This is a genomic window from Geofilum sp. OHC36d9, assembly GCF_052400685.1.
Lineage (GTDB): Bacteria > Bacteroidota > Bacteroidia > Bacteroidales > Marinilabiliaceae > CAZHHH01.
Genome location: NZ_JBQTGJ010000002.1, coordinates 144,153 through 158,123 on the forward strand (window position 1 = coordinate 144,153; position 13,971 = coordinate 158,123).

Sequence of the window (13,971 nt, forward strand, 5' to 3'; positions counted from 1 at the left end):
TACTTTTGAAAACCATCAAAAAAATTACATCTATGTTTCACTGGAAAAATCTCATCGACAAAACCATCTGGAAACACATAGCCATTATTACCAGCTCAGGCTTCTTACTACTGATTGTTATTTTTATATTTTTACAAATATATACCCGTCACGGGCAAGGCAATGCGGTACCTGATTTTACGGGGCTTACTGAAACACAGTTCCAGCATCTGGTTCACTCTAATCACCTCAGATACACCATCATCGACTCCGTACATTTAAGCAATACCCCCAAAGGAATTGTTGTTGAACAAGTGCCCCGCGCCGGCGAAAAAGTGAAGCAAAACCGTCGGATGTTCTTTACCATCAATGCCTGGTCAGAAGAGAAGGTAACAGTTCCCGATGTTCTTGATTACAGTTTACGCGAAGCCAAGGTCCTGGTTGAATCATACGGACTCGTAGTTGGCGATCTCATTTATATCCCCTCTGAATTCACCAATTTGGTTCTGGGTCAACATGTAAATGGCAAACCAGTCTCCCCCGGCACATTATTACCTCGTGGCACCAGTATTGATTTGCTGGTTGGGCGTGGATTAAGCAATGAAACAACAGCAGTGCCTCATTTGGTTGGCATGAAGCTCCCGGAAGCACGGCACACCGCCCAAAGCGTCTATCTCAATATCGGATCAACCATATATGATTCGACTATTGTTACGGGAACAGACACCCTAAAAGCATTTATCTGGCAACAAAATCCGCCTTCACACAAAGGGTTTGTTCAACGTCTGGGGGCCTCAATCGATGTTTGGCTAACCACCGATTCAACACTAATGGAAGCCGATGAACCGGAAATCCCGACAGAGTTAATTCCTGATAACGCAATGCCAAACACCCCACCCTCCACATCAATCGAGGATGAATTATTTTAAAAAAGCAGACCAAGCAGCCAACCAGAATGAATGATAGAGAAGAAAGTTATGATTTGTTGGACGAGCCTGATTTTTCGGAAAACAATGATGCATCGGAAAATGGTTTACAATACGAGCACCATCGGTTTATAGCCGATAGCGGTCAAAACCTGCTTCGCATTGATAAATTTCTGGTCAATCGGATAGAAAATGCCTCCCGTAATAAGATACAGGAAGCTGCCGATGCCGGCTGCATTCTGGTAAATGAGAAACCAGTAAAATCAAATTATCGGGTAAAGCCCAATGACATTATTTCAATTGTAATGTCGTACCCGCCGCGCGAAATACAAATCATTCCGGAAGACATCCCGCTAAATATTGTTTACGAAGACGATGCAGTCATCATCGTTAATAAAAAACCGGGTATGGTAGTTCACCCGGGGCACGGCAATTACACAGGCACACTGGTCAATGCGCTGGCATGGCATTTTAAAGATCAGCCATGGTTCAACGCCGATGATCCGCGCCCGGGATTGGTGCACCGCATCGACAAAGACACCTCAGGCCTTTTAGTAATTGCTAAAACAGAAGCAGCAAAAATTCATTTGTCCGGTCAATTTTTTAATAAAACAAGTACACGTACCTATCAGGCAATTGTTTGGGGCACGCCACCCGAAGAAGAAGGTACCATAACCGGGCATATAGGCCGTAGCGTCCGCGATCGCAAGCAAATGGCTGTATACCCCGACGGTGACTACGGGAAGCACGCAGTGACCCATTACCGAATACTGGAACGCCTGAGCTATGTAACACTCGTTGAGTGCCGACTGGAAACGGGGCGCACACATCAAATCAGGGCTCATTTTAAATATATTGGGCATCCACTGTTCAATGACGAACGCTATGGTGGTCATCAAATTCTAAAAGGAACCACTTTCAGTAAATACAAACAATTTGTTGAAAACTGTTTTGCGGTTTTGCCACGACAGGCTCTGCATGCCAAAACGCTTGGTTTCATCCATCCCGTTACCGGGAAATACGTCGAATTCGACTCAGAGTTACCTACCGACATGGTTGCTGCCATCGAAAAATGGCGTCATTACATATCGGGAAGAGATGTTGAAGAATAGATAATATCAGACGCGCTTTCAAAATGTTCATTTACAACAAGAAACCCCAATTTCACAAATTTCAAAAGCCTCAAAAATAACGCTTTATAATCTGCCATCGGGATATCCGGACAGGCACAAAGCAAGACGGCGGCAAAAAAGATTTTCTTTTTGCGGCACACACAATTCAAAAACCAACTACTTTAGCTAATTCAAAAAATATCTGTGTTAACTATTGAGATTATGGATCGGAAAAATATTGCTATTGTTTACGGAGGTTACTCATCCGAAGAAATTATAAGTCGTAAAAGCGCCGATGGGGTATCATCGTTCATCGACACTTCAAAATACAACGTATATCCACTACTGATAACGGCTGATAAATGGAGCGTGGTTAAAAACAATCAGGAAATGCCGGTTAACAAATCGGATTTCACAATTACCGAAAATGGGGAAACCGTAAAATTCGACTGTGCCTATATTACAATACACGGCACACCCGGCGAAGACGGGCAACTTCAGGGCTATCTGAAAATGCTCAATATTCCACATACCACCTGCGACGTTATGGCCGCATCACTCACCTTCAATAAATACATTTGCAACCAATTATTAAAAAACTTCGGAATACTGGTGGGTAACTCGGCCCTGATACGCAAAGGAAAAGCGTATACAATTGACCACATAGCCAAAACCACAGGATTTCCGTGCTTCGTTAAACCCAACGCCGGTGGATCAAGCTTTGGTGTAACAAAAGTAAAAAACATTGAACAGCTCGAACCAGCCATTCAAAAAGCTTTTACCGAAAGCGATGAAGTAATTGTTGAACAATTTATAGAAGGGACAGAAGTAACCTGCGGCATCTACAAAACACGCGAAAAGACAGAGATTCTGCCATTGACAGAAGTGGTCAGTAAAAATGAATTTTTTGATTTTGAGGCAAAATACACCGCAGAAAAAGTAACGGAAATAACACCTGCCCGCATAAATAAAGAACTAACACTCAGCATACAGACAGAGACTTCGAAAATATATGACTTATTAAATTGCAAAGGATTTATCAGAGCTGACTACATCATTAGCAATGACAAAGTGTTTTTATTGGAGATAAATACAACGCCAGGCATGACGCCAACCAGTTTTATTCCTCAGCAAATAAAGGCCAAAGGGCTCGACATAAAGCAAGTATTCTCCGAAATTATAGAAGATGCAATCAAACGATAGATCATAAAAAAAGTGTATCCTTTTACATTAACAGGGATACACTTTTAGAGGTCACCAGGGACTGGTCAGCTATACCATCAGGTTTCTGATTACTTTTCGAATTCATAATTAAAAACATCTTCACCTGAAACAAAACTTACGACATAATCACCTTTTGGAAGAGTTGCGACATTAAACTTTGCAGAATAAGTTAACTCGGCAGGTATTTCAGCATTGTAGAGAACAACACCAGACTTATCTTCCATTTTAACTCGCATATCGTTACCATAACGATTTAGGTGACTGATAAAAACCATGTCATCTTTACTCCAGATTTTAACATCTTCTGCTGCAACATCTGTATTTTCGGAAGCCCCAGTGTTAAGCGCACCATTCTTCACTTCAAAAGATGTTTCAAAAGCTCCGGCTGACTTACTTTTAACACGTACAGTATAAGCACCGTCGTAAAGCTGAGAAAAATCAAAAACCTTTGAATAAACTTCACTGCCTGAAATGCGACCACTGTTATAAATTACATCACCATAGGCGCCAGTTATAGAAACGGAATAAACATCAGAAGCAGCAGGCTTGGCAGAAATCAAAGTATACCCGGTCTTCAAATAAGGCAACACCGAAATATCCCCTTCAGCGACAGCCGAAAAACTAACAACAAAAGCAGCTGCACCCAGCAACCAACTTTTCATTCCTTTTTTTACATTCATCATTAAACAATTTAAATTAGTAATAAAGTTGTGATAAGAACCTTTGAATGTCAAATCACAGTACAAATATATTTTTGAAATAATCAAGGTGCAAGTTAACGGGGGTAGGTTTAAATATAATTACTAATCGTTAACCAACGGGGCTAAAAAATTAGGGGTAACTAACAGAATTTCACTAAATTATTTACACTATGTTAACAATCGAAGGAGTTTTTCAGATCTATCTGTTTTTGTTAACAAAAACCGGACTCTTTTGTATTAATTAAAGTCTGTCTATATCAAAAATCCAAAATCTGCATTATGCCGGCCCTCAAAATGGGCACGGCCATAGTAACGTTTAATGTTTTATTTGGACTTTACAGCTCAAACACTAAACTTTATGAACAAGCATTAAATAACCGTTCAAAAAAAGACTAATAAAGAAAGGGAATTCCCTGCGGGCACAAAATAAGTTTCGAAGTGTGCCAGATATCCTTCTAACTGTGCCAGATACTCTTCTAAGTCTGAGAATTTATTTCTAACTGTGCCAGATGTTCTTCTAAGTGTGCCAGACATCCTTCTAACTATGCCAGATGTTCTTCTAAGTGTGCCAGACATCCTTCTAACTATGCCAGATGCTCTTCTAAGTCTGCCAGATACTCTTCTAAGTGTGCCAGATGAGCTTCTAAGTCTGAGAATAAGCTTCGAAGTGTGCCACACAGGTTTCAATGCGTGTCTGATGCGCTTTGATGATGGTTATACAGGTTTCGATGTGTATAATAGGTACCATGTCGGGAGTCAAAGCGAGCGTGTTCAAAACGCTGAGTCACGCTAAAGTATAAAAGCTATATTTTCGCATAATGAGAAAAGAATTTGATTACACCAGGTTTAAGGACGCGGGCCTCCTTCCCTACAATGAATGGCCGATGCGATGGAACGAGTTTTACATTATAACATCAATTAAAATTTTCATTCAGAGTCCGGCTATAAAGTTCGACTTCGGCGTTGGCTAACTCTCAAAACGGTGTTTTACTAAAGTAAACTCATATTTTCAGGACATTGAAAGCCTTGAATTTGAACATTTCTTATCAGTCACATAAGTTTTCGTTCAGACACTTATTAAACCCTTCAACCAATAACAGACAAGCTGAATAAACAAAAGAGACAGATGAACGTTTCTTTAACACAACAAAATGAACTAATTTACGAAACTTAATAAAATAAGAACATGGAAAAGAATAATGTAAAAGTAACCTTTAAAGGCGGAGCCGTAACGCTTTTAGGTAAAGCCCCTAAAGTAGGAGATACAGCTCCTGATTTCACGGTTTTATCCTCCGATCTGGCCCCGGTCAAGTTATCGGACTATGCAGGGAAAGTGAAAGTAATTGCAGTTTACCCCTCAATAGACACCGGCATTTGTGCGGCTCAAAACCGACGTTTTAATCAGGAGGCCGACAAACTTAAAGATATCGCCGTCCTCTCAATCTCGGTTGATCTACCTTTTGCTCAGAGTCGTTTTTGTGCAGCTGAAGGCCTTAATAACATCGTAACCCTTTCGGATCATAAAGACCTTGATTTTGGTTACAAATATGGCTTTGTAATTGAAGAATTGCGACTGCTGGCCCGCGGCACTATTATTATAGGTAAGGATAATAAAATTAAATATGTAGAGTATGTTCCGGAAATTGCCCAGGAACCTGATTATGACGCGGCTCTTAAAGTAATTAAGGAATTGATATAATCTTTTTGTTCATAGAAGCAGTAAATCCGAAGACATCTGTTTTCGGATTTTTTTTTGAGCAAAAGAGACTAAAAACACCTGCGCCTAACCTTCTGAGATACACGCGATATAAAGTCGGGCTGAAAAATAGAACAACGGTCATTATGACAACTCTAAAAATTATCATTTTAAGGAAGGAAGCTCACATCTTTCAAGGGCCATGACGAACCGGCTGGCGAACGGCGCACAGACAGTGAAAATCGGGCATGAGTGTGCCATCTGACCTATAAAAAATGATTTATGCCTGAAATTACCATACACTTCACAAAAAAAGTGAGAATGAAATAAATCTCATTCTCACTTAATCTGTTTATTTCTAATCCGCAAAACCTGTATCAGTCAGCCAGGACTAGTCATTTTTTTATAAGAATTAGTATTTAGTGATTTTAGCAGCACGTTTAAATACACCATTCTCATAAGCTTTGATAATGTATATACCACTGGAAAGATCACTAACGTCAACTCTGTTAGATGAAGTTTCGATAGTTTTAACTACTTGTCCAACAATATTCATAAAAACAACTTTATCAAATGAGTTACCAATCGTTAATACATTTGAAACCGGGTTCGGATAAACATCCATTGAAATGTCTAAAATGTCATTAACGGCAGTCGCTTCGACTAATGAAATGGTACCACAGCCGTCCATATTAACATATGATTCATCAATAGAATAATCATTAGCCCAGTTAACACGTGCTCTGGGTGCGGTTACATCTAAGTCGTTAACAGTTACATCAAAGCCAATATTTTCCGGAAGTGCTCTTAACGATTCAAGATCCATTTCGTCTCCCTCATCATTCACAAAAACGCTCATTGGAATTTTGTATTCGATAAGATAACCATTATCGCCAACCCGACTATAACAGTAAGTAGTACCTGCAATATTGGCATCTGAAGCCTCTGTTTCAACATCGTAAGTGTCTTCACGCATAGATTCAGCAAATTGGTAGTGACCAGCACCATGCATAGTACCAAGTCCATCAACCAATTCTTCGTTTACGTCGAAATAAACTTCGACTTTGTCAGCAGTCCAGCTATAACCACCTGATATCCATGATGGATAGTGAGAATCATCTTCAGCTACGTTAACTAAAACATAAATGTATTCGTCATCATAAGCTGCTTTCCAATAAGGCACACCCACAGTTGCTACTTCGTCCGGCACCGTTGTTTCTATCAATACCGGATCAATGCCTTCCCAATCGGATTCGTCACCATCAATTACGATTGAAGAACTACGATATACATCTACATGCTTTTTTTGACCAAAAACTGTAGATACCAATGCAATAGCAATTAAAAATAAGTAAACTCTTTTCATAATTTAAAAATTTTGATTGGTTTATTAAATGTGAACTATTTATTGTCGTATTGATTTAATTCAAAAATCCTCGTTCAAAAAAAAATCATCATTAAGAAAACACAACGTTATTTTATTTTCCTTTTATAAATTATGAGAATGCACTGTTTTTCCAATATGTGATGAAAGTGAAAACAGAACTTAAATCTCCATCATTTAAACTTTATATATCCCGTATTTTTTCTGTATATCAAATTTAGATAAAGCAAAAAATGGTCATCTTTAATAATGTGCTTAATGCATCTACAAAATAATGCTCTGACTGAAAATGAGGACTTTACAAAGAGATATCAATGAAGATTATTGATTGTTTTTTAAGAAATTTCTGATATGCAACCAGGCCTACTCGAATTTGCTTTTTTAAAACAGTACTAAAACAATTCAAATTATTGAAGTCCAGGTTTTAAAGACTGTACTCTCAACTCATACCTTAATTTGGTAGAATTATAAATTAGCAGATTGTGACAAGAAAGAAGAAACCCAAGAGTACAAAGCAATGCGAGACCTGGCATTGGGACAATTAAAAAGCGGCGGTATAAGGACATTCTGATTGACGGCAGGCTTTTCTGATATTATACATAGCATTTAGCCGGAAGCTGAAATTCAAAAGTACATCAATCATTAGATACGCAATACCCTGAAATATACGCCATCTAACCATCAAAAAACCGATATAAAAGATCAGAAATAGGGTACCCGACTCCAAAAAGTTCAAGGCTGAGACAGAGAAATATGGGATAAAAACACCCCGTAATGCAGCGTTCATGGTACGAAAACCGTGATGAGTTATCAAATCACCTCAGATATGATGAGCCGATCAGGAAGTTAACTTACACCCCACTAATGCCACTGAAGGCTTCCATGGCCAGGTGCGTAAAGTGACCAAAACTAAAGAGGCTTTCACCAGCGGTATGGCACTTTTGAAACCGATGAAAACATCCCAAAAAAGAAATGGACTCAGCCCCGGCTCAATTGGGCGTTGACAGTCCAGCAATGGTGAATTTTGGTTGAAGGACGCTTTAAACTAGAATTACAAGCACCAATGACCGAAAGCTAAGATAAGTAGCTCTCAGGGCCCGTCAAGGGTAAATAAACGGCCTCTTGCCCCTATCCCCATGACAGAACCTGATTGCCACCTGAATAAGCTGTTAGAAATCCCTCCAAAGAAAAAAACAACTTATTTTGAAAACCTGATAAAAACCACCGGACAGAGTTCAGATAACACTCCCGAATGCTTTATTCACCTCCATACAATTTATAGACCTCTGAGCCAGCACTTAAAAATGCTCCGGTACCGTAAACCTCTGTTTTATCGGGCCAGGCATTACCTGGAGCCGCTCCGATTGGTTGCACATAACCTAGCATACCATCTTTTGTAATATAACTCACTAAAGCATTCCAGGCTTTTTCAACATGTGGCTGATACGTTTCAGCATCCAAGAGACCATGATTTATCCCCCATGCCAAGCCAAAAGTAAAAAACGCAGTTCCGCTGGTTTCAGGTGTTGGATATTTATCCTGCCCTAATAAACTCATTGCCCAATGCCCCTCCGGAGTTTGGATCTTAATCAATTTTTCAGCCATTCTTAAATAGATGGCTTTAAAATATTCATACTCTTTGGAGCCGGGTTCATATTCTTCCATTAACAAGGTTAAACCGCCAAACACCCAACCATTTCCACGTGACCAGAAAATTTTCTTTCCATCATCTAATTTTCCAATATAGCTGTTATCCCGATAAAACAAATCTTCATCTTCGTCAAATAGATGAGTTATGGTAGCTTCATATTCTTTCATCATGAAAGCAGAATACTTTTCATCTCCGGTAACATTGGATAATTTTGCCCAAACAGGTGGCGACATAAACAGCGCATCACACCAGGTCCAACGCTCCAAATGCTTATAGTTGTCAAGCGTAATTGGCTGTTTACTTGGGTGTGCGATAATATAATCGAAAGACTTCCTGGTCTCTGCTATCATTTTCTCATCTCCGTATTTCCGATACAATTCAATGTACATCTGTCCAATGATATGATCGTCGGCATGATATCTACGAGAGTGCAATTTCCAATTTTGTTCCTTTCCTATTTTCTTCAACCATCTCCAGTATTTATTGCTATTGGCAATCTCAGCATACTTTACCATTCCTACATACAAAGCACCATTTGTCCAATCAGCAATATGATGCGGATCTTTTCTATCGCTATAAGTATCTCTAAAATGAGCAATTTGCCATTCGGCAACTCTTTTCATTTCTTTCTTTACTTCCTTTGGTTTTATTTCCTGTGCTTGCGAGAAGGTTGCTATGGCAAACACAATAGCGAACATAAAAATGTTGGGTGTTTTCATTCTCTCCGAATTAGTTAGTATTTATGGATATGTACAAAAAACAATCAATGTTTGTCTATAAAGTCAACTACTGCGTTACGTTTGTATTCGACGTTTTCTTATCAAAAACCCCAAAACGTGGTGTTTTCTTGCAGACACTAAATACATTAAATTTCACCTTTTGCATAGCTGCCAATAATACGACTTTAACTTTTATAAAAAAAGACGGTTCAATTTTCCTGCAACTGCTTATTCATCTTTCAGGACAAATAGTAAAGCTAAAATTATAGACCCGGTCGGGAAAATACAGATACGGATCATGCGGCTTTGCTCCCCAGCTATTATCGCCTCCAACCCCCATCATTTTGTGATCAAGATGGAGTTCCACAAAATCTTTTTCAATAATGTCAGAGGGCGTCCGGGAAAGCTTTTCCTCTCCAGGGTCAAAATCAGAAGTACTGTTGTGTAAAGCATTAAACTCAAGCGTTTCATGATTCGCCACAAACCTTAAACCCAAGCCTGTATGATTTGTTAACGACAACCAACGTACATCCGTTTTATGGCCATTTTCCTGAGGTCTGCTGTACGCAAAATATTGATCCGCTACCTTAGATGTATAAATTCCAACAAAAGCAGCTGTATTCCTGTCAATATAATTTTCCCATGGTCCACGACCATAATAATTTAAGTTGTCAAATACCTTTGGGAGCCTTAATGTTAATCCTATTCTTGGAATCTCCGGCAGTTCTTCCTGCCTGGCTTCAAAATTATAATCAACAACAATCTGTCCGTTACCTTTAATTGTATAGTCAATGGTTACCATTCCTTGTACGTCCGGAATCTTATATTCCGTCTCGACAACAATTTCTGATTTTGAGATGCGTTTTGTCTGAATGCTTTGAAGGACTGCGTTACCAGCAGCTTGTTTCCACACAGCGGCACGCTTTTGTAATTCGTTTCCAAAATCGTTATCGGTTGGAGCCCTCCAAAAATCAATAACCATAGGCTCTTTGATTAATTCAAAACCATTAAGAATATAGGAAGACAATGACCCGGATTTTTTAGAAAAATACGTTGTAAAATCTAAACCAATAATTGTATAGCCATTTATGTCATCCTTTAATTCAATTGGTTCTGTAGATCGCTCCGTTTGCACTATAAAATCAGCATCACCAAAGCTCAGCTGTTCTGAAGCAACGACATGCCCGATAGGTATTATTGGGTTTTGAGTATTTTGCAGCGCATAAAAGTTAAGAAAGTACTCATTACCCTCATCCAACAAAGGCATTTCTATCACAAATTCCTTTTCGGATTGAGGTGCCACCCCCAGTGGCTTAAAAGTCCCTGATTTTTCAGGAATACCATTGACAATCAGATCCCATTTAATGAGATAATCATCTAAATTCTTAAAAAAGAAATCGTTTTTAACACTAATCTTCCCCTTGGCAATATCTACAGACTTAAACGCTATATTCTGATAAACCTTTTTGATTTCAAATAACCCAGGATGAGGAGTCCGATCAGGATTTACGACCCCATTCATACAGAAATTACCATCGTTATGAACTCCATCGGGTTCAAAATGCCCGCCATAGGCCCAATATTTGTTCCCTGCAGAATCATATTGCACAATGCCCTGATCCATCCAGTCCCAAATAAAACCGCCCTGAAGCTGTGGATGAGAATAAATTAAATCCCAGTATTCTTTAAAGTTGCCAGAGCTATTACCCATTGCATGCGCATACTCACACCAAATAAAGGGACGCGTACTATCGGTTCCTATCCAACTATTTTTTACCCAATTAATGCCAGCATACATATCCCCAATAATATCTGTATGTCTCTCAGTGATATCGGTTAATTTTTCTGCACGTTCATAATGCACCGGACGACTATCATCCATTTTGTGAATCGCCTTATAACCAGCCAAAAAGTTTGGACCGGTTCCGGCTTCATTTCCCATGCTCCAGACAATGATGGATGGATGGTTTTTATCTCTCGCAACCATGTTGACCATACGCTCAACATGTGCCTCTTTCCATTCAGGTTTATTCGCCAATGTATTCTCCGGTTCGTACCCCATTCCATGTGATTCAACATTTGCTTCATCATAGACATAAAGGCCATATTCATCACATAAGCTATACCAGAGTGGATCATTAGGATAGTGAGATGTTCTGACCGCATTGATGTTAAACTGCTTCATTGTTTTAATATCGTCCAACATATTCTGCTTGTTGACTACATGTCCATAAATTTCATCATGTTCATGACGATTAACACCCTTCAAAAGGATGGGTTGACCATTCACTAATAACTGTCCATTTTTAATCTCAGAGGTTCTAAATCCAATTTTGGTCGAGGTCGCTTCTATTAGTTCACCCTTTTTATCACTAAGAACTAACACCAATTTATATAAATTTGGTACTTCAGCCGACCATTTTTTCACCTTGGGAATTGTATTTTTGAAAGTAATCAAATGCGTATTTTCTTTGATACTAAAATGCGCTTGATCACTTAATATTTCATTCCCCGCTTTATCTAAAATTTTATATTCTACACCATAGTTTTTGATGCTTTTCTTTGCAGTATTTACTACTTCTACGTCCAAAGAAAAGACGCCGTCCTGATAATTTTCGCTGAGCGATGCTTTTGCAAAAAAGTCGCGGATATGTGTTTTAGAACGAGCATATAGCATCACATCACGCTGTATGCCAGACAATCGCCAAAAGTCCTGATCTTCCAGGTAACTCCCGTCTGTGAACTTAAATACCTGAAGTGCAAGTTTATTTGTACCCGACTTTAAATAAGGCGTTATATTAAACTCAGCCGGTAATTTTGAATCCTGATTATACCCGACTTTCGCTCCATTTACCCAAATATAAAACCCTGATTTTACGGCCCCTAATTGGATATACACTTCTTTACCCTCCCATTTTTCAGGCAGGACGAAATGCGTAATATAAGAACCAACAGCATTTTGCGATTCATTTATTAGTGGCGGATTTTTATCGAAAGGAAATTCAATATTGGTATAATGCGGGTATCCATAACCATACATTTCCCAATTTCCCGGTACCGGAATTTCATCCCAACTGCTGGCATCATATCCTAATTTATAAAAGTCATCATTCTTTTCGGCCAATGTTGGGGCATACTGAAACTTCCATTTACCATTCAGGTTTTTGATAAAAGCTTCGTTTGAAAGGTCGTTACTTAGTGCATTTTCAATAGAAGAAAAAGGATAAAATGATGCGTGGGCTTTTTCTCTATTTATTTGAAATACCTCAGGATTTTCCCAGTCGTTTTGAGAATAAACACTATGAGTATGAAATAGTATAAGAATAAAGATGGTGTAGCTTAATAATTTCATGGTGTTTTTTTTATGATTAATTCCTGTTTATTTTTTGCTCACATATAACAGTAACCGATTTCGGACTTCATTCCTATCAAGTTACAAGAATAACATAAGCGGGCTGCAACCATTTAATTTACGACTGTATCGTCCATTGTTTTTAGACAATATTTTAGAACGTATTGTCCTATTTCCACTAATCTTTTCCAATTATAAATCACATATAGTTCGATTAGTTTGTCTTATGCCATTAATGCTAACGACGTCGTGATACAAAAAGTCAATAATTTCATCGAAACTCCTGGACATGGGCAAACCTGCCCAGCTGTGGGATCCACCACAAACTGAATAAAAATAATATGAAGCACCTAAGCCTTTTAAACGCTCAGCAATTGGCTTTGAGCCATATAGCATTAGATGGCCTTTATCATTTGAATTGCAATAATGGTGAGGAGCAATGTCATAAGGCAACAATTTATCGCCTGTACCGTGAAAAAGTTGTGTAGGAATAGCCGTGTCACAGTTTATTTTATCTAATGTAGTTACTGCGCCTGCCATGCTGATTACACCTGCATATTTAAAACCGGATGGTAAAATTTCATTCTCATAAACATATACCATATTTAATACCGTTTCAGCACCTGCACTTGACCCGGCAAGGATGACTTTATTTTTGTCGATGTGGAATTCTTTAGCATCATCAAGAATATATTTAATTGCCAGACTAACATCGTACGAAGCCGAATCAATAGCTGCCAATTTTTGATCAGCGTCAACATCGCAACCAAAACCAATCCCCTTCATCGTTAGCCTGTATGAAACTGATGCAACAGCATATCCTCTTTGAGCCAGTTTTGTCGCAAAATTCACAAATCCTTTATCATCTCTTATACCACCTGAAAATCCACCCCCATGTACATAAACCAATAAGGGCATCTGCTCCTGATTATTTTCAGCTACATAATAATCGAATTGCAATGTTTCATTTGTACAAGTGCAGTAGCTGTAAGTGGTTTTATTAACTTCAGAGAAGACACTGTCTTTATACAGTGTTTGAGCAAATAAAACGTTTGCTGATATAATAAATATGATTGTCGCTAAATATTTCATCGTAATTATGTTATTGTCAGAATTTATTAAAATTGGCCCATTATGCCCGCATTTTAATAGTTGCTACAAACGGGTTTAAAAACTTCAAAACCATAAACAAATAGTAAATGATTTTTTAATCGTTATTTGTTATTA

General features: G+C 38.6%; 9 protein-coding genes. 4 read left to right on the top strand and 5 right to left on the bottom strand.

The window, feature by feature from the left end; translation table 11 throughout:
• The first annotated feature begins 32 nt into the window (after nucleotides 1-32).
• The 3 genes from ACT3CD_RS03470 (at nucleotide 33) to ACT3CD_RS03480 (ending at nucleotide 3,220) form a co-directional block, all read left to right on the top strand.
• Complete coding sequence (locus ACT3CD_RS03470; protein WP_444642983.1) at nucleotides 33-908, top strand: PASTA domain-containing protein; 876 nt, start codon at nucleotides 33-35, stop codon at nucleotides 906-908.
• A 26-nt stretch (nucleotides 909-934) separates the two neighbouring features.
• The gene (locus ACT3CD_RS03475) at nucleotides 935-2,017 is read left to right on the top strand and encodes an RluA family pseudouridine synthase (RefSeq protein WP_444642985.1); all 1,083 of its coding nucleotides are present in this window, start codon (nucleotides 935-937) and stop codon (nucleotides 2,015-2,017) included.
• Between the two features lie 222 nt (nucleotides 2,018-2,239).
• A complete protein-coding gene (locus ACT3CD_RS03480; RefSeq protein ID WP_444642987.1) occupies nucleotides 2,240-3,220 on the top strand; it encodes a D-alanine--D-alanine ligase in 981 nt (326 codons plus the stop codon).
• An 89-nt stretch (nucleotides 3,221-3,309) separates the two neighbouring features.
• Here the strand turns inward: ACT3CD_RS03480 and ACT3CD_RS03485 are convergent, their stop codons facing one another.
• A complete protein-coding gene (locus tag ACT3CD_RS03485) occupies nucleotides 3,310-3,921 on the bottom strand; it encodes a hypothetical protein (RefSeq protein WP_444642988.1) in 612 nt (203 codons plus the stop codon).
• 1,207 nt (nucleotides 3,922-5,128) lie between these two features.
• Between ACT3CD_RS03485 and tpx the strand changes: the two genes are divergently transcribed.
• Nucleotides 5,129-5,641, top strand: coding sequence for a thiol peroxidase (gene tpx / locus ACT3CD_RS03490; protein ID WP_444642990.1), 513 nt, complete (start codon nucleotides 5,129-5,131; stop codon nucleotides 5,639-5,641).
• A gap of 409 nt (nucleotides 5,642-6,050) precedes the next feature.
• Here the strand turns inward: tpx and ACT3CD_RS03495 are convergent, their stop codons facing one another.
• The 4 genes from ACT3CD_RS03495 to ACT3CD_RS03510 all read right to left on the bottom strand — a co-directional run bounded on the left by ACT3CD_RS03495 (nucleotide 6,051) and on the right by ACT3CD_RS03510 (nucleotide 13,836).
• Nucleotides 6,051-7,004: a sugar-binding protein gene (locus ACT3CD_RS03495; protein WP_444642992.1), complete on the bottom strand. Its 954-nt coding sequence runs from the start codon at nucleotides 7,002-7,004 to the stop codon at nucleotides 6,051-6,053.
• A 1,275-nt stretch (nucleotides 7,005-8,279) separates the two neighbouring features.
• Nucleotides 8,280-9,392: a glycoside hydrolase family 88/105 protein gene (locus ACT3CD_RS03500; RefSeq protein WP_444642994.1), complete on the bottom strand. Its 1,113-nt coding sequence runs from the start codon at nucleotides 9,390-9,392 to the stop codon at nucleotides 8,280-8,282.
• Nucleotides 9,393-9,624: 232 nt separating this feature from the next.
• A complete protein-coding gene (locus ACT3CD_RS03505; protein ID WP_444642996.1) occupies nucleotides 9,625-12,744 on the bottom strand; it encodes a glycoside hydrolase family 2 TIM barrel-domain containing protein in 3,120 nt (1,039 codons plus the stop codon).
• A 192-nt stretch (nucleotides 12,745-12,936) separates the two neighbouring features.
• A complete protein-coding gene (locus tag ACT3CD_RS03510) occupies nucleotides 12,937-13,836 on the bottom strand; it encodes an alpha/beta hydrolase (RefSeq protein ID WP_444642998.1) in 900 nt (299 codons plus the stop codon).
• Nucleotides 13,837-13,971 lie beyond the last annotated feature (135 nt).